This window comes from Luteibacter pinisoli (genome assembly GCF_006385595.1).
Lineage (GTDB): Bacteria > Pseudomonadota > Gammaproteobacteria > Xanthomonadales > Rhodanobacteraceae > Luteibacter > Luteibacter pinisoli.
Genome location: NZ_CP041046.1, coordinates 850,881 through 866,566, shown reverse-complemented (window position 1 = coordinate 866,566; position 15,686 = coordinate 850,881). Strand labels below are relative to the sequence as shown.

Below are 15,686 nucleotides of genomic sequence, written 5' to 3'. Positions count from 1 at the left end.
GCCGTGTTCCCGACCATGCAGCACGCAAGCACACGCAACACCTTCACCCACATTGAAGGAGGTGGCTCATGTCGTTCGCCCGTCCGCAGGCCCTGTCCGGACTTCATCCGGATGCCGTTCGCATTGTCGCCATGAGTGCGGCGATCGCCCTCAATGCCGCCGCGCTTATCGCCGTCATGCGGCCGATGGTGGCTGAGATCGTCACGTTCAGACCGACGCCCCCCAGCATCATCCTGATCGACCACCCCACGCCGCCAAAACCGCTACCGGTGCCGGACATCAAGCTGCAGGCGTTGCCGAAGGTGCCACCCACCACCCCGCCGAAACCACGCGTGGTGGCACCTGAACCACCGGTGGTCGCGGCCGTGCCGTCCGACGAAGGCACGATGCAGGCGGCCCCCATGGTGGAAGCGCCCGCCACCCCGGCACCCGCCGTGGAGGCGGCGCCCGTGGAAACCACGCTGGCCTACGTGGCGGCGCCTGCGCCGAAGTACCCGACGCAAGCGGTCCGCGGGCGCATGTCGGGGACGGTCACGCTGAGGGTCCTCGTCGACGAGAGCGGCAAGCCGCTCGAGGTGGTGATCGAGGGCAGCAGTGGCCACAAGGTGCTGGATGACGCGGCTCGCAACCAGGTGCTGTCGGCCTGGCGCTTCCAGCCGGCGGTGCAGAACGGCCAGCACGTCAAGGCCTGGGCACGCATCCCGGTCACGTTTGACCTGCACAACCTCTGAGCGATGGCACGGTGGGCCTGGGGAACCAGGCCCACCGGCAGGTCGGGCTTAACGGGGGGCGGGCATCACCACCACGTCCGGCTTGCGGCTGGCGCGGGCGATGAGCCAGACCAGGCCGACCACGATGGCCACCGGGATGAGTACCGGCAGCAGCGCCAGGGCGACCACGGGGGCGATGGCCAGCATCAGCACGCCGCCGACGAGGGCGCCGACAAGGCTGGCGATCACATGGAACACGCCGCCAATGATGCCGAACACCAGCTTCAGCAGGGCGCCGACAATGGCGAACGCCAGCCAGAAACCGGCAAACAGGACGATAAGCGAGGTCAGGACGATCATGGGTACGTCTCCGTGCATCAGCCGCCTCCATGGGCGGTACGAACGCTAGGATGCCGGGCCGCGGAAAAGCGTTTAAAGCAGTTGGCGAAAGACCGGGGTTACGCCTGTTTAACAGGTGCCATGATCCACTGGCGCCAGTCGATCTACGGGGCCGCCCGATCCATGGGTAAGCGTTCTTCCATCATCAAAACCTTGCGGGATATCGCGTTCGATTACTCGGACGCGCCCGTGCCGGACCTCGCCGCCATGGGGCGGGAGCTCGGCAGTGCGCTGCACGCACGGCACGACGAAGTCACCCAGGCCCTGGGCGCCCTGCGCGAGCGCCGCCGGGGCTTTGAACGCTGGATGCTCGCCGAGCGCGGCAAGCCGGCTGCCAGCGTGCTGGTGATGGCCTGGCCGCCTGGCTACGCCACGCCGGTGCACGATCACGGCGGTTTGTGGGGCCTCGAAGCCACCATCGCCGGCGCGCTCGAGGTTGAGTCGTTCCTCAAGGACGGCACGGCCGAAACCCTGCGCAGCGTGGGCCGCACCTGGCTTGGCCCGGGCGATGCCACCTGGTTCGAAGGCGTGGACGATCACGCGCACCGCTGCCGCAATTTGTCGCGGCACGACACGGCGCTCACGCTTCACGTGTACGGTGGCGATCTGGCACAGTACCTCGCGTATGAGCAGCCCGGTCCTTCGGGACACTGGATCGCACGACCGAGGCAATCACTTATCGCGGGACGCCTGACGGCCTGACGGTCTCACGGCCCTCCACCCCAGCCATCGGGCGAAGGACCAGTACACATGTTTCAGAAAGTCGCCATCATCGGCGGTGGCGCGGCAGCGGCGACGCTGGTGAGCGAACTGCTTGAACGCAGGACGCCCAGGCCCCTCCATCTCACCTGGTTCGCGGGAAGCGCGCAGCCGGGCCGCGGCGTGGCCTATGGCACGCCCTCCGAACGCCACCTGCTCAACGTCCGCGCGGCGTCCATGGGCATGTTCGTCAGCAAGCCCGGCGGGTTCCTCGAGTACGCGCAGGCGCTGGATCCGACCGTGAAGGGGTCGGATTTCCTGCCGCGTCGCCTGTACGGTGATTTCCTCCAGTCGCGCGTCGACGCGGCCATCAAGAACGCGCCCCAGTTCGGCCACGACATCAACGTCATGCCGTTCGCCGCCGAGTCGCTCGTGCCGTCGCCCGAAGGCGTGGCCGTCGGCTATGGCGACGAAGAAGCCCACGTGGAAGCCGCCGTGCTGGCCATCGGTTCGCTGCCGCCGCGCCCGCTCGCGGGCGTGGCCGATGCCGCGCTCGCCAGTGGCCGCTATGTCACCGACCCGTGGCCGTACCTGGCCGGCGTCGAAAGCGACGACCGCCCGCTGCGTGTCCTCGTCATCGGCCTGGGCCTGACGGCCGTCGATGTGATGCTCGACCTCTCGGCACGCTGGCCGAACGCCCACTTCACCGCCCTCTCCCGCCACGGCCATCTGCCTGAACCGCATCTCGCCGCGGCCTCCGCGCCCGGTGACGACGGCACGGACCTGGTCGAGTCGATGCGCGACGATCCCAATGTCCGCGGCTGGCTGCATCGCCTGCGCGAAGCGGCGGAAAGCGCCGACGACTGGCGCACGGTGGTCGACGGCATGCGTCCGTACACCCAGGGCCTGTGGAACGACCTGCCTGCCAGCGAACGTGCGCGCTTCCTTCGCCACGCACGCTGGGCGTGGGAACGCGCACGCCATCGCATGCCGCCGCAGGTGGCGCGTGCCGTCGGCAAGCTGGAAGCCGCGTGCAAGCTCACCCGCATGCGTGGACGCATGCAATCGGTATCGCTGCGCATGGACGGCGACCTCGATGTCGTGCGCCGCGAAACGGGCAAGGACACGACGGTCAGCGAGACCTACGACATCGTCATCCAGACCGTCGGCCTCAATACCGACACGCTGCGCACCGAGCACACGCTGATGCGCCAGCTGGTCATCGACGACCTGGTGACGCCGGACCGCATGGGCCTGGGCCTCGCCGCCCAGCCGGATGGCCACCTGCTCGACGGCAACGGCAAGCCACGCGGCAACCTGTTCGCCATCGGCAGCCTGCTGCGCGGTGCGCTGTGGGAATCCACGGCGATCCCGGAAATCCGCAAGCAGGCCCAGTCCGTGGCCAACATGCTCACCGCCAAATAGCGGTTACGACCAGCCTTCGAGCACCACCTTGCCGATGGTGGTGCCGCTCTCCAGCGCCTTGTGCGCGCGCTGCAGGTTGGCCGCGTTGATCGGCCCCAGGTTCTCTCGCAAGGTGCTGCGGATCACGCCGGCATCCACCAGGTTCGCCACTTCGTCGAGGATGTGGCCCTGCTCGCCCATGTCATCGGTATGGAACGCCGAGCGGGTGAACATCAGTTCCCAGTGCAGCGAGAGGCTCTTGGTCTTGAGCAGGCGCACGTCGATGACGTCGGCCGGGTCGTCGATCAGGCCGATCTTGCCCATCGGCTTGAGTAGCTTCGGGAAGGTCGCGAAATGCTGCTCGGTCGCGGACAGGCTGAGCACGTAGTCCACGCCTTCCGGCGCCACGGCCAGCACTTCCGCATCGAGCGGTTTCGAATGGTCGACCACGTGGTGCGCGCCCATCGCCTTGACCCATTCACGCGTCTCAGGGCGCGATGCAGTGCCGATGACGGTCAGGCCCGTGAGGCGCCGCGCCAACTGCACGGCCATGGAACCCACGCCACCCGCCGCACCCACCACCAGCAGCGTCGCGGCGCGGCCCTGGGTCCCGTGCGGGATGCCCAGGCGCTCGAACATGAGTTCCCACGCCGTGATCGAGGTGAGCGGCATGGCCGCGGCTTCGGCCATGCCGAGGGTGGACGGCTTGCGGCCGACCAGGCGCTCGTCGACCAGGTGCCGTTCGCTGTTGCCGCCGGGGCGGCTGCGGTCACCGGCGTACCACACGGCGTCACCGGGCTTGAACCGCCGCACCTCGGGGCCCACCGCCACCACCGTACCGGCGACGTCCCAGCCCAGCACATGGGCCGCGCCGTTCGGATCGGCGCGCAGGCGCACCTTCGCATCCACCGGATTCACCGAGATGGCGTCGACCTTCACCAGCAGGTCGCGGCCGGACGCTTCCGGTTCGGGCAATTCCACGTCGATCAGGCTCTGCGGATCGTCGATGGGCAGCGACTTGCGATAGGCGACGGCTTTCATGGGCGGCTCCAGGGGACGGATTCAGTGCGAGGGATTCAGATGCACTCGGCGGCGAGTCGCGCGGGGCGACGACGCTCCAGTGCCACGCTGGCCATCGTAGCAACCAGCCCCGCCACGGTGACAGCCGCGCCGGCCAGGCTCACCACCGGCATGCCATAACCCGCCGCGATCACCGCGCCACCCAGCCACGCACCGCCGGCATTGCCCAGGTTGAACGCGGCGATATTCAGGGTGGAGGCGAGGTTCGGCGCATCGCCAGCCACGTGCACCACGCGGGACTGCAACGGCGCCACCGTGGCGAACGACGCGATACCCCAGACGAAGATGGTGACGATGGCGGCGACGGTGTCATGCATGGTCCAGGCGAAGGCAGCCATCAGCAGCGCCAGCACCACCAGGATGCCCATCAGCGACGGCATCAGCTTCCAGTCGGCCAGGCGGCCGCCAAGCATGTTGCCGATGGTGGTGCCCAGGCCGAACAGCACGAGCACGGCACCCGTCCAGTGGGGGCTCACGTGCGACACCTCCTGCAGGATCGGCGCGATGTAGGTGAACACGGTGAACACGCCACCGAAGCCCAGCACCGTCATGCCCAGGGCGATCAGCACCTGCGGCTCGCGGAGCACCCGCAACTCGGTGGCCATGTGCGGCGCCTTCAGGTTCGGCAGGGCCGGGACGAAGCGCGCCAAGGCCATCGCGGCGACCACGCCCAGCGCGGTGACCGCCCAGAAGGTGGAGCGCCAGCCAGCCCACTGGCCGAGGAACGTGCCGAACGGCACGCCCAGCACGTTGGCCAGCGTCAGGCCCGCAAACATCAGGGCGATGGCACGGGCGCGCTGGTTGGCCGGCACGAGGTGGGCGGCCACCACGGCGCCGATGCCAAAGAACGAGCCATGGCAGAACGCCGCGACCACGCGCGCCACCATCAGCACGTCGTAGCTCCAGGCCACCGCACACAAGGCGTTGCCGAGGATGAACAGGCCCATGAGCAGGAGCAGCGCGCGCTTGCGCTCGAGCTTCGCGGTGAGGGCGGCGAGCAGCGGTGCGCCCACGGCCACGCCCAGCGCATAGCCCGACACCAGCATGCCGGCGGCGGGGATGCCCACGTGCAGGTCGGCCGCGACCTCCGGGAGCAGGCCCATGATCACGAATTCGGTAGTGCCGATGGCGAACGCGGCGATGGCCAGCGCAAGCAAGGGCAGACGGGAGGGGGACGAATCCATAGGATAGGCTTCGAAGAAGGAGGGATGGCGCCATTCTCGGGCCTTACCCTTCCGGCAAAAACGCCCCGGCACGACAAAGACTCTTGCCGCAAACTTGAATATCGGAGCGCCCGCGGCATGATCGCCACGTTTATCGCCATCGCGGCCCTGGCCCTGCACGCCGCGGGTGTCCTGGCCGCCATGCATGCCGTGATGAACACCCGGACGGCCCAGGGCGCCTTTGCGTGGGTGCTCGGCCTGGTGCTGGTGCCCTACGTCACCCTCATTCCCTACCTGTTCCTGGGCGCCAGCCACTTCGGCGGCTACGTGGACCTGCACCGCCAGCGCCAGGCGCGTTTCTTCATGTTGCACGCGGAGGCCGAACCGCCGGCCCGCCCAGGCGTGGCGCCCCACCCGCAGCCGGTGCACGACGAGCGCTACAGCCCCATCGGCCACATGCTGAAGACGGCCATGCACGGGGGCAACAACCTTTCCCTGCACATCAATGGCGACGCCGCGTTCGAGGCGATGTTCGCCGCCATCGAACGCGCGGAGCACTACGTGCTCGTGCAGTTTTTCATCATCCACGACGATGGCCTGGGCCGCCGCCTGCGCGATGCGTTGCTGGCCTGTGCCGCGCGCGACGTGCAGGTGTGCCTGCTGTACGACAGCATCGGCAGCCACGCCCTGCCCGACAGCTATGTCGAGACGCTGCGCGCCGGACGCGTCGATGTGCGCCCGTTCGCCACGCGGCGCTTCCGCAACCGCTTCCAGCTGAACTTCCGTAACCATCGCAAGGTGCTCGTGGTCGACGGCGAGCGCGGTTTTGTCGGCGGCCTCAACGCGGGCGACGAATACCTCGGCCTGAAACCGCCGCTGGCGCCGTGGCGCGACACGCACATGCAGATCGAAGGCCCCGCCGTGGCGGACCTGCAGCGCGTGTTCGCCGAAGACTGGTACTGGGTCACCGGCGAACGGCCACCCTCCATGCCGCCGCCGGAACGCTGCGGGCGGGCCACCACGATGATCGTCGCCACCGGCCCGGCCGATCGCCAGGAAAGCTGCTCACTGTTCTTCACCCAGGCCATCCAGGCCGCAAAAAAGCGCGTGTGGATCACCACGCCGTATTTCGTGCCTGACCAGGCGGTGTTCGGCGCGCTGCGCATGGCCGTGTATCGCGGCGTGGACGTACGCATCCTCATCCCAAGCCGGCCGGACCATCGCACGGTGTTCATGGCCACCACGCTGTACGCGCACGAAGCCACGCTCGCGGGTATTCGCATGTTCCGTTACCAGCCCGGCTTCGTGCACCAGAAGGTGATGCTCATCGACGACGACACCGCGGTCGTCGGCAGCATGAACCTCGACAACCGCAGCTTCCGCCTGAACTTCGAGATCACGGCGCTCAACGTGGACGCACCGTTTGCCGGCGAGGTGGAAGCCATGCTCAAGGACGACTTCGCCCAGGCCGACGAAGTAAACCCCAACGATTACCGCCGCCTGCCCTACCTGCGCCAGGTGGCGCTCCACGTCGCCCGCCTGTTCGACCCCGTGCTGTAACGGCCTTGCCGTAACGCGATTACTGGGTTCCACTGGGCCGAACCACCCCATGGAACCCCACGCCATGCTTCGTACCCTCGCCTTTGTCACCGCGGCCATGGTCGCCGGCACCGCCAGCGCCGCGCCCGCACGGTTCGCCGAACGCACCGTCGACGTGCACGGCAAGACCTATCGCTACCAGGTGTTCATCCCGGCCGATGTGAAAAAGCATCCGGCCGTGGTGCTGTTCCTGCACGGCAGTGGCGAGCGTGGCAGCGACAACCAGAAGCAGATGACGCAGGGTCTGCCGCCGTGGCTGAAGGAACACATGGATTTCCCCGCCGTGGTGGTGATCCCGCAGGCACCGGATGACACGGAGTGGACCGACCCTGCCGACGCCGACTACGCCATGGCATCGCTCGAGAAGAGCGTGAAGGAATTCAACGGCGACCGTAAGCGCCTGTATCTCACCGGCCTGTCGATGGGCGGTTACGGTTCGTGGCAGCTGGCGGCGGACCACCCGGACACCTTCGCCGCGGCCGCCATCATCTGCGGCGGCATCACCACCCTGGGCGACGACGAAGACCGCCAGTTGTTCGTCCACGGCGCGCCGGAAGGCACGGACCCGTTCACGTGGGTGGCGCAGAAGATCGGCAAGACGCCCGTGTGGATCTTCCACGGCGGCGACGACCACACGGTGCCCACCGAACAGTCGCGGAAGATGAACGCGGCGCTGGTGAAGCGCGGTGCCGAAGTGAAGTACAGCGAGTACGCGGGCGTGAACCACGGATCGTGGCAGCGCGCCTACGCCGAGCCCACGCTATGGACCTGGATGTTCGCCCACACCCGCTGAGTCAGTCGCCCGAATGGCGGATGTGGTGGACCAGCTCTTTCAGGTTCCCCGAAAACGCCGCCCAGCCGATGCCGGCGCCAATCACGGCGCCGAGCATCTCGAACAGCACGCGCGTGCCCATCGAATCCGGGTCGTGCACCGCGGCCAGCTTCACCCGCAGCAACTGCGGTGACTGGATCGGCACGAAGTTGAAGTAGAACGAATTCCAGATGTCCTCGCCGCCGGCGAGGAAGAACGCGAGCAGCACCGCCACGGTGAGCTGCATGCCCTGGCTCCAGCCATTGGCCTTGCCGAGCAGGCGCACCAGCAGGTACACCACGATGCCCGCCAGCAGGGCGATGCCGCCGACCTGCAGGGCACCTTCCATGCCGTAACCCATCCAGCTGCGATCGTACGGCATGGTGCGGACTCGTGAGGGATCAGGCGGGCATTATGCCCGCGCGTCAGCGGTTTCGGTGCGCGGGCTGCGGCCGTGGCGCACATACAGGGCAAACGACAGCAACGCGCCACCGAGTGCGGCTGCGCTGGCCAGCAGGAAAATGGCCGGGTAATCGTAAAGTCCCGCGATCCAGCCGCCCACGGGGCCGGTGAGGCCCAGGGCGACATCGAGGAACACCGAATACGCGCCCAGCGCCGCGCCACGGTTGTGGTTGCTCACGCGGCTCACCGCTTCCACGCCCAGGGCCGGGAACACGAGCGCAAAGCCCGCACCGGTCAGCGCCGCGCCCGCGAGTGCCTCGTGCGGCGTGCTGCCGAACCACATCAACAGCAGGCCCAGGCATTCCACGGCCAGCGAGATGATCGCGACGCGGTAGCCGCCGAAACGGTCGATGGCGTTGCCGAACACCAGGCGGATGCCGATGAAGCAGCCACCGAACAACGACAGCAGCAGCGCGGCATCGGTCCAGCCGCGGCTGGCGTAGTACAGCGCCACGAAGGTGGAGAGCGAACCGAAGCCGATGGAACCCAGGGCCAGGCCGATGCCGTAGGCCGACACGCGCGAGAGCACGCTCTTGAACGGCAGTCGCTCGCCATGGCTCGGCGCCACGCGTGCTTTCAGCATCGCCAGCGGCAGGGCGATGGCACCCAACAGGAAGCCCACCACGCCCAGCGCGATTAGGCCGAAGTGCTGCGACAGCGCCACGCCCAGCGGGGCCCCCAGCGCGATGCCGCCGTAGGTGGCGATCCCATTCCAGGAAATGACCCGGGCGGTGTGCTCGCCGCCGATGCCGCCGATGCCCCAGGTGATCGCACCGGTGCTCACCCAGCTTTCGGCAAAGCCCAGGCCGAGGCGGCTCATCAGGATCAGCGCCAGCGACAACGCCGGCATGCCCGGTGCCAGCGCGCCCAGGGCAAGAAACAACCCGGACAGGGCCAGCACGATCAGGCCGGCGATCACCGTGCGCTTCGGGCCCATGGCATCGGCCATGCGTCCCGCGTGGGGCCGGCTCATCAGCGTCGCAAGATATTGCACGCTTACCGCCAGGCCAGCCACCACGGTGGAATAGCCCAGGTCGTTGTGCACGTAGCCCGGCAACACCGCCAGCGGAATGCCGATGCTCAGGTAGCACAGGAAGGAAAAGACAACTGCGGAAAGAATCCGCGCGGTGACGGCGAAGCGCCGCCCGCGATGGGGAACGAGGGGAGGAAGAGACATGGCGTCCTCATTATAGAGGGTGATGCTGCAATGCGGCATCACGCCGCATGAAGGCTTTTTCATCCAGCCCTGCCCTTCCCCCCGTTCGTCGCGCTAGGCCAGCAGCACCGGCTGGCCGGACTGCTGGGATTCGCGCAGGGCCACGGCGATGCGGGTGGCTTCCACCGCATCGTCCATGGTCAGGTCGAACGGCGTGTCATCGAGGATGGCGTCGACGAAATGCCTTGCCTGGGTCACGAAGGCCGGGGCGAAGCGCTCGTAGAACGACGGCAGCACGCTGTTGCGCACGCCGTTGGCATCGGCGATCTCCACCCGGTCCGCACGCGGGTTGCGACCGACGCTGACCTTGCCACCGGTACCGGTGACATCGGTCTGCGTATCGTGGCCGTGGGCCTGCGTGCGCGAGGCGTAGAACATCGCCATCTGCCCACCCTCGAACTCGACGATGGCAATGCCGTTGTCCACGTCCTTGATCGCTTCCAGCGGCGGATACATCGCCACCGTGCCGGTGGCGTAGACCTTCTTCGCCTTCGGACGGCCCAGCAGCCAGCGCGCGAGGTCCACGTCGTGCACGCTGCAGTCGAGGAAGATGCCGCCGCTGGTGGGAGCGAACTTCAGGAACGCGCCGGTCGGGTCGGCCAGGTCCGTCGTCTGCGAATAGACGAGGAACGGGCGGCCGATGCCACCGGCTTCGATGTGCATGAACGCGTTGCGATAGCTTTCGTCAAAACGCCGGACGAAGCCGACCATCGCGCGCTTCGACGCCTTGGCCGCGTGTGCGGCGGCGCGGCGGCAGTCCTCGAGTTCCAGCGACAGCGGCTTCTCGCAAAACACGTGCTTGCCCGCATCGAGCGCCTGCTCGATCTGCGAAGCGTGCAGCGACGTGGGCGTCACCAGCACCACGGCGTCGATGCCCGGATCCGCGAGCATGTCCTCGAAGGTGTCGTGGATGGTCGGGATGGCCAGGGTATCCCGCGCCCAGGCGCGCTCGCTCTCCACGGGGCTGCACACCGCCACCAGTTCCGCGCGGGGCACGGCGCGGGCGAGGTTTTCCGCGTAACGCTGGCCCAGCCGGCCGAGGCCGGCAAGGCCGATACGAAGTTTGCTCATGACGTTGCGGTCCTCAGATGCTCACGGCCACGGCCTGGCCTTCACGCCACGAGCGCGCGGCGGCTTCGGCCAGTTCCAGCGCCTTGATGCCGTCGGCAATCGTGGTGCGCACCGGCGAGCCGGAGGCCAGCGCGTCGAAGAAGTGCGCGATTTCCGCGGCGTACGCCTCGCGATAGCGCTCGAGGAAGAAGTGTTCCGGCAGGTCGTGCGCGATATGCGCGGCGGTGTGTGACACCACCTGGGTCGGCGTGACGTTGCCCGCCTGCAGCATGCCCTTGCTGCCGAGCACCTCGAAGCGCTGGTCGTAGCCGTACGCGGCGCGGCGCGAGGTGTTGATCTGGCACAGCTTGCCGCTCTTCGTGCGGATGGTGACCGCCGTGGTGTCGATATCGCCGGCCCCTTCGATCGCCGGATCGGTCAGGCAGCTGCCGGCGGCATGCACGCTCACGGCTTCGTCGCCGAGGATCCAGCGGAAGATGTCGAAATCGTGGATCAGCATGTCCTTGAACACGCCACCGGAGCTCTTGATGTAATTCACCGGCGGCGCGCCCGGATCACGGCTGGTGACGACCAGCACTTCGGGCGTGCCCACCTCACCGTCATCAAGGCGCTTCTTCAGCGACGAGAAGGTCGGATCGAAACGGCGCTGGAACGCGATCATGCAGACCACGCCGGCCTTCTCCACCGCGGCCCGGCAGGAGCGCGCGCGCTCGACGTCCAGGTCCACCGGCTTTTCGCAGAAGATGGCCTTGCCGGCCGCCGCGGCGCGATGGATCAGGTCGGCATGGGTGTCGGTGCTGGAACCGATCACCACGGCGCCCACGGCGGGATCGTTCAGCGCCTCGTCGACGCTGGCCACGGTGGCGCCGTGCTTCTGCGCCAGCTCCTTCGCCGAGGGTTCGTGCACATCCACCACGTAGCGCAGGCGCGCCTGGGGATGCCGGGCGACATTGCCCGCGTGGATCTTGCCGATGCGACCGGCACCAAAGACCGCGACTTCAATCATCGTATTCTCCTCGGGGAAGCGTTGTTTCTTCGACGGTTAGTTCGAGTTTGTAAGCGAGCGCGACGAACAGGGCCTGGCACAGGCACATGGTGCTGGTAAGGCCACGGAAGGCGAACGCGCTGCCCTCCTTCACCTTCAGCAGCACGTCCGAATGGCGTGACAGCGGGCCCAGGTCGCTTTCGGTAATGGCCAGCACCTTCGCGTGGTGTTGCTGCGCGACGCGCATGGCGTAAAGAGTTTCCTTGCCGAACGGCGGGAAGCTGATGGCGATGAGCGCGTCGGACTTGCCGATGCTGCGCAGCTGCTCGCGGAACATGCCGCCCAGCCCGCTCACCAGGTGCACGCGCTTCTGCGTGTGCTGCAGCGCATAGGCGATGTACGTGGCGATGGCGAACGACCGGCGTACGCCCATCACGTAAATATTTTCGGCCGCGGCCAGGGTATCCACCGCTTTCTGGAAGCGGCTTTCATCGAGCTCCGCGGCCAGCTCGTCCAGGCCCATGCGGCTGGCGTCGATAAAGCGCGAAGCGATCTCTCCCGCCTGCATGCCCCCTTCGCGGTTCTCGATCACCGTGCGGATGCGCTGCTGGTAACTGCGCGACGGCGAGGCTTGGGCCGTGAAGGCATCCCGGAACACTGCCTGCATCTCGCTGAAACCGGAATAGCCGAAGCGCTGGGCGAAGCGGACCACGGCCGACGCATGCACCCCGGCGCCTTCGGCAATCTCACCGACCCGCTGGACCATGATCGAACTGCGATGTTCCTCAAGGTACCGGGCCACCCCCTGCAACTGCCGCGGGAGGGCTTCGAATTCCTCGGCGATGCGCTTCATCAGGGCATCGGCTTCACTGCGCTTGGCCATCGTTGGCTCCAGGGAGTACCGAGGGATTGAAACACGGCATGGAACATATTTTCCATTTATTTCTATGTTGCAATGCAAATTGCAACCGTGGAATTGGCGGTCCATGCTCGGAGCGCTTTCAGGCAAAACAGCGGCCCACGGGCCGTTATCGCTTCGCACCTCACCCATCCCGACCGGCCGCGCCGGTCATTCGTGGAGGCAATATGCGATCCAAACTGTTCCATGCCACGCTGGCCGCCGCCCTCGCCCTTGGCCTCGGGCTGGCCGCCCCCGCCTCCCAGGCGGCCCCCGGCGACCGTTACGTCCTCGTGACCCATGCCGCCGATTCCGATTCCTGGTGGAACACCATCAAGAACTCGATCAAGCAGGCCGGTGAAGACTTCGGCGTCGCCGTCGACTACCGCGGCTCCGGCAACGGCGACCTCGCCGAGATGGCCCGCCAGCTCGAGTCCGCCGCCGCCCGCAACTACAAAGGCGTGGCGTTCGACATCGCCAATTACGACCAGCTGAAAGATCCCGCCGCCAAGGTCTCGGCCAAGGGCATCCCCATCGTCACGATCAACTCGGGCACGCCGGCCGAGAGCACGAAGATCGGCGCCATCATGCATATCGGCCAGGGTGAGTACGACGCGGGCAAGGCCGCGGGTGAACGCGCGAAGGCGGCCGGCATCAAGAGCTTCGTCTGCGTGAACCACTACGCCACCAACAACGCCTCGTTCGAGCGTTGCCAGGGCTATGCGGACGCCATCGGCGTGAAGGACTGGCGCTCGACGTCCATGATCGATACCGGCATGGACCCGACCGTGGTCTCCGGCAAGCTCACCGCCTACCTGCGCGCGCATCCGAAGACCCAGGCCATCCTCGCGCTCGGCCCGAATGCCGCCGAACCGGCCATCAAGGTGGTGGAAGACCTGCACCTGAAGGGCAGCATCAACTTTGGCACGTTCGATCTCTCGCCCGCGATCATCGCCGGTATCAAGTCGGGGACGATCCAGTACGCGATTGACCAGCAGCCTTACCTGCAGGGCTACATGGGCATCGCCGCGCTGGTGATCGCGCATGACAAGAACACCAAGGACCCGGCCACGATCATTGCCGCCCTCAAGGCCAACCCGAAATTCCAGGCCCGCCTCAAGGAATACGACCTCAAGCCCATCTATACCGCCAATGGGGTGAGTTCGGGTCCGGCCTTTGTCACGAAGGAAAACGTCGCCACGGTCGAGAAGTACGCCGGCCAGTACCGCTGACCGACGGGAGAACTCCATGAGCGCCATCAACGAGAGCGTTACACACATGATCCAGAAACCCGCGGACGAACGCGTACGGAAGATTTCACCATGGCGCGTATTGCTCGATCGGCCTGAACTGGGCTCCATCGCCGGCACCGTGCTGGTCTTCGTCTTTTTCGCCTTTACCGCGGGCGATTCGGGCATGTTCGCGCTCGATGGCGTCATCAACTGGGCGAAGGTGGCCGCGTACCTGGGCATCCTGTCCGTGGGCGCGTGCCTGCTGATGATCGCGGGCGAGTTCGATCTTTCCATCGGCTCCATGATCGGATTCGCCGGCGTCGTCGTCGCCATCCCGCCGATGTACCTGGGCTGGCCACTCTGGGCCTCGGTGGTCGCGGCCTTCGCGGTATGCATGGCCCTGGGCTGGCTGAACGGCTACCTGGTGATGCGCACCAGGCTGCCGTCGTTCATCGTCACCCTCGCCTTCATGTTCGTGCTGCGCGGCCTCACCCTCGTGCTTTCCACCACGTTCGCCAACAGCACGATCGTCAGCGGTGTCGGCAGCAAGTTCGAGGAATCCCCGGTCGTCTCCGCCCTGTTCTCCGGCACGACCCTGCATGGCCTGTTCACCTTCCTCGGTGCGCACGGGATCATCGAATCTTTCCCCAACGGTGAACCCGTCGTCGGCGGCATCCCCAAGGTGCTGCTGTGGTGGATCGTGCTGGCGGTGGTCGCCGGTTTCGTCCTCGCCCGCACCCGCTTCGGCAACTGGATCTACACCGTCGGTGGCGACGCCAACGCGGCAAAAAACGTTGGCGTGCCGGTCCGCCGGGTGAAGATCTCGCTGTTCGTCCTCACCGCGTTCTGCGCCTGCCTCTTCGGCGTGCTGCAGGTGGCCGAGTTCGGCTCCGCGGCATCGGATCGCGGCCTGCAGAAGGAGTTCGAAGCCATCATCGCCGTGGTCATCGGCGGCACGCTGCTCACCGGCGGCTTCGGCTCGGTGATCGGTGCCTGTTTCGGCGCCCTCATCTTTGGCGTCGTGCAGATCGGCATTTCTTACACCAACATCGATTCCGACTGGTACCGCGTGTTCCTTGGCGGCATGTTGCTGATCGCCGTGCTGTTTAACCACTACATCCGCAGCCGCGCTGCGAGCACGAAGTGAGGGATCCGTCCATGGCTAGCGATTACATCCTCGAACTGGACAACGTCAGCAAGTTCTTCGGCACGGTGATCGCCCTGCAGGGCGTCACGCTGAGGCTGAAGCGCGGTGAGGTCCACTGCCTTCTCGGCGATAACGGCGCCGGCAAGTCCACCCTGATCAAGACCCTGGCCGGCGTGCACCAGCCCAGCCAGGGCGAATACCGGGTGGAGGGCGAATCCGTCCGTTTCAACTCGCCACGCGAAGCGCTGGATCGTGGCATCGCCACCGTCTACCAGGACCTGGCCCTCGTGCCGCTGATGAGCGTGGCGCGCAACTTCTTCGCCGGCCGCGAGCCCCGCCGTCGCGTGCTGGGCGTGCTCAACGTGCTGGACATGAAGTACGCCAACGACACCGCGCGCGAAAAGCTGGCCGAGATGGGCATCCACGTACGCGACGCCAGCCAGCCGGTCGGCACCATGTCCGGCGGTGAGCGGCAGTGCCTGGCCATCGCCCGCGCCATCCATTTCGGCGCCAAGGTGCTCATTCTCGACGAGCCCACCGCGGCGCTCGGCGTGAAGCAGAGCTGCAACGTGCTGAAGCTGATCCACAAGGCCCGCGAGCGCGGCATCTCCGTCATCTTCATCACGCACAACGTGCACCACGCTTACCCGATCGCGGACAGCTTCACGCTGCTCAACCGCGGCCAGTCCATGGGCACCTTCGCCAAAACCGATATCACGAAGGAAGAAGTGCTGGACATGATGGCTGGCGGCACCGAGATCCAGAGCCTGGTCGATGAACTGGAAGGCCGCGCGGCCTGAAGAACACACA

16 protein-coding genes are annotated in these 15,686 nt (G+C 66.8%); 8 read left to right on the top strand and 8 right to left on the bottom strand.

Features of this window, described 5'->3' with window-relative positions; translation table 11 throughout:
- Positions 1-68 precede the first annotated feature (68 nt).
- Entirely contained in the window at positions 69-731 is a 663-nt protein-coding gene (locus FIV34_RS03870) for an energy transducer TonB (protein WP_139979853.1), read from the top strand.
- A gap of 48 nt (positions 732-779) precedes the next feature.
- On the opposite strand, the gene FIV34_RS03865 is transcribed toward FIV34_RS03870, so the two are convergent.
- Positions 780-1,070, bottom strand: a complete 291-nt coding sequence (locus FIV34_RS03865; protein WP_139979851.1) for a hypothetical protein — start codon at positions 1,068-1,070, stop codon at positions 780-782.
- Positions 1,071-1,232: 162 nt separating this feature from the next.
- Here FIV34_RS03865 and FIV34_RS03860 point away from each other — a divergent pair, with 162 nt between their 5' ends.
- Both FIV34_RS03860 and FIV34_RS03855 read left to right on the top strand, forming a co-directional pair.
- Positions 1,233-1,811: a cysteine dioxygenase gene (locus FIV34_RS03860; RefSeq protein ID WP_139979848.1), complete on the top strand. Its 579-nt coding sequence runs from the start codon at positions 1,233-1,235 to the stop codon at positions 1,809-1,811.
- Positions 1,812-1,859: 48 nt separating this feature from the next.
- Positions 1,860-3,233, top strand: coding sequence for an FAD/NAD(P)-binding protein (locus tag FIV34_RS03855; protein WP_139979845.1), 1,374 nt, complete (start codon positions 1,860-1,862; stop codon positions 3,231-3,233).
- Positions 3,234-3,236: 3 nt separating this feature from the next.
- Here the strand turns inward: FIV34_RS03855 and FIV34_RS03850 are convergent, their stop codons facing one another.
- Both FIV34_RS03850 and FIV34_RS03845 read right to left on the bottom strand, forming a co-directional pair.
- The gene (locus FIV34_RS03850) at positions 3,237-4,253 is read right to left on the bottom strand and encodes a zinc-binding alcohol dehydrogenase family protein (RefSeq protein WP_139979843.1); all 1,017 of its coding nucleotides are present in this window, start codon (positions 4,251-4,253) and stop codon (positions 3,237-3,239) included.
- Positions 4,254-4,288: 35 nt separating this feature from the next.
- A complete protein-coding gene (locus FIV34_RS03845) occupies positions 4,289-5,476 on the bottom strand; it encodes an MFS transporter (protein ID WP_139979841.1) in 1,188 nt (395 codons plus the stop codon).
- A gap of 117 nt (positions 5,477-5,593) precedes the next feature.
- On the opposite strand from FIV34_RS03845, the gene cls reads away from it, so the two are divergent.
- Together cls and FIV34_RS03835 are read left to right on the top strand one after the other, a co-directional pair.
- Positions 5,594-7,015, top strand: coding sequence for a cardiolipin synthase (cls, locus tag FIV34_RS03840; protein WP_139979839.1), 1,422 nt, complete (start codon positions 5,594-5,596; stop codon positions 7,013-7,015).
- A gap of 64 nt (positions 7,016-7,079) precedes the next feature.
- The gene (locus FIV34_RS03835) at positions 7,080-7,847 is read left to right on the top strand and encodes a carboxylesterase family protein (RefSeq protein ID WP_246058741.1); all 768 of its coding nucleotides are present in this window, start codon (positions 7,080-7,082) and stop codon (positions 7,845-7,847) included.
- A gap of 1 nt (position 7,848) precedes the next feature.
- Here the strand turns inward: FIV34_RS03835 and FIV34_RS03830 are convergent, their stop codons facing one another.
- The 5 genes from FIV34_RS03830 to FIV34_RS03810 all read right to left on the bottom strand — a co-directional run bounded on the left by FIV34_RS03830 (position 7,849) and on the right by FIV34_RS03810 (position 12,482).
- Complete coding sequence (locus FIV34_RS03830) at positions 7,849-8,247, bottom strand: hypothetical protein (RefSeq protein ID WP_139979835.1); 399 nt, start codon at positions 8,245-8,247, stop codon at positions 7,849-7,851.
- 30 nt (positions 8,248-8,277) lie between these two features.
- Positions 8,278-9,504 carry an MFS transporter gene (locus FIV34_RS03825; protein ID WP_139979833.1) on the bottom strand — a complete coding sequence of 409 codons (1,227 nt, stop codon included), beginning with the start codon at positions 9,502-9,504 and terminating at the stop codon, positions 8,278-8,280.
- 93 nt (positions 9,505-9,597) lie between these two features.
- Positions 9,598-10,614, bottom strand: a complete 1,017-nt coding sequence (locus FIV34_RS03820; protein ID WP_139979831.1) for a Gfo/Idh/MocA family oxidoreductase — start codon at positions 10,612-10,614, stop codon at positions 9,598-9,600.
- Positions 10,615-10,627: 13 nt separating this feature from the next.
- The gene (gene iolG, locus FIV34_RS03815; protein ID WP_139979829.1) at positions 10,628-11,620 is read right to left on the bottom strand and encodes an inositol 2-dehydrogenase; all 993 of its coding nucleotides are present in this window, start codon (positions 11,618-11,620) and stop codon (positions 10,628-10,630) included.
- A complete protein-coding gene (locus tag FIV34_RS03810; protein WP_211352705.1) occupies positions 11,613-12,482 on the bottom strand; it encodes a MurR/RpiR family transcriptional regulator in 870 nt (289 codons plus the stop codon). Before FIV34_RS03810 ends, iolG begins: the two co-directional genes overlap by 8 nt.
- A 203-nt stretch (positions 12,483-12,685) precedes the next feature.
- Between FIV34_RS03810 and FIV34_RS03805 the strand changes: the two genes are divergently transcribed.
- Genes FIV34_RS03805 through FIV34_RS03795 form a run of 3 tightly spaced genes read left to right on the top strand, consistent with a single transcriptional unit; the run spans position 12,686 to position 15,676 of the window.
- The gene (locus tag FIV34_RS03805) at positions 12,686-13,729 is read left to right on the top strand and encodes a sugar ABC transporter substrate-binding protein (RefSeq protein ID WP_139979827.1); all 1,044 of its coding nucleotides are present in this window, start codon (positions 12,686-12,688) and stop codon (positions 13,727-13,729) included.
- A 16-nt stretch (positions 13,730-13,745) separates the two neighbouring features.
- Complete coding sequence (locus tag FIV34_RS03800) at positions 13,746-14,876, top strand: ABC transporter permease (protein ID WP_139979825.1); 1,131 nt, start codon at positions 13,746-13,748, stop codon at positions 14,874-14,876.
- An 11-nt stretch (positions 14,877-14,887) separates the two neighbouring features.
- Complete coding sequence (locus tag FIV34_RS03795) at positions 14,888-15,676, top strand: ATP-binding cassette domain-containing protein (RefSeq protein WP_139979823.1); 789 nt, start codon at positions 14,888-14,890, stop codon at positions 15,674-15,676.
- The last annotated feature ends 10 nt before the right edge of the window (positions 15,677-15,686 follow it).

What these genes read in the sequence shown, in the direction of transcription:
- FIV34_RS03870 (WP_139979853.1), top strand. Translation starts at nt 69, where the DNA reads ATGTCGTTCGCCCGTCCGCAGGCCCTGTCCGGACTTCATCCGGATGCC.
- FIV34_RS03865 (WP_139979851.1), bottom strand. Translation starts at nt 1,070, where the DNA reads ATGATCGTCCTGACCTCGCTTATCGTCCTGTTTGCCGGTTTCTGGCTG.
- FIV34_RS03860 (WP_139979848.1), top strand. Translation starts at nt 1,233, where the DNA reads ATGGGTAAGCGTTCTTCCATCATCAAAACCTTGCGGGATATCGCGTTC.
- FIV34_RS03855 (WP_139979845.1), top strand. Translation starts at nt 1,860, where the DNA reads ATGTTTCAGAAAGTCGCCATCATCGGCGGTGGCGCGGCAGCGGCGACG.
- FIV34_RS03850 (WP_139979843.1), bottom strand. Translation starts at nt 4,253, where the DNA reads ATGAAAGCCGTCGCCTATCGCAAGTCGCTGCCCATCGACGATCCGCAG.
- FIV34_RS03845 (WP_139979841.1), bottom strand. Translation starts at nt 5,476, where the DNA reads ATGGATTCGTCCCCCTCCCGTCTGCCCTTGCTTGCGCTGGCCATCGCC.
- cls (WP_139979839.1), top strand. Translation starts at nt 5,594, where the DNA reads ATGATCGCCACGTTTATCGCCATCGCGGCCCTGGCCCTGCACGCCGCG.
- FIV34_RS03835 (WP_246058741.1), top strand. Translation starts at nt 7,080, where the DNA reads ATGCTTCGTACCCTCGCCTTTGTCACCGCGGCCATGGTCGCCGGCACC.
- FIV34_RS03830 (WP_139979835.1), bottom strand. Translation starts at nt 8,247, where the DNA reads ATGCCGTACGATCGCAGCTGGATGGGTTACGGCATGGAAGGTGCCCTG.
- FIV34_RS03825 (WP_139979833.1), bottom strand. Translation starts at nt 9,504, where the DNA reads ATGTCTCTTCCTCCCCTCGTTCCCCATCGCGGGCGGCGCTTCGCCGTC.
- FIV34_RS03820 (WP_139979831.1), bottom strand. Translation starts at nt 10,614, where the DNA reads ATGAGCAAACTTCGTATCGGCCTTGCCGGCCTCGGCCGGCTGGGCCAG.
- iolG (WP_139979829.1), bottom strand. Translation starts at nt 11,620, where the DNA reads ATGATTGAAGTCGCGGTCTTTGGTGCCGGTCGCATCGGCAAGATCCAC.
- FIV34_RS03810 (WP_211352705.1), bottom strand. Translation starts at nt 12,482, where the DNA reads ATGGCCAAGCGCAGTGAAGCCGATGCCCTGATGAAGCGCATCGCCGAG.
- FIV34_RS03805 (WP_139979827.1), top strand. Translation starts at nt 12,686, where the DNA reads ATGCGATCCAAACTGTTCCATGCCACGCTGGCCGCCGCCCTCGCCCTT.
- FIV34_RS03800 (WP_139979825.1), top strand. Translation starts at nt 13,746, where the DNA reads ATGAGCGCCATCAACGAGAGCGTTACACACATGATCCAGAAACCCGCG.
- FIV34_RS03795 (WP_139979823.1), top strand. Translation starts at nt 14,888, where the DNA reads ATGGCTAGCGATTACATCCTCGAACTGGACAACGTCAGCAAGTTCTTC.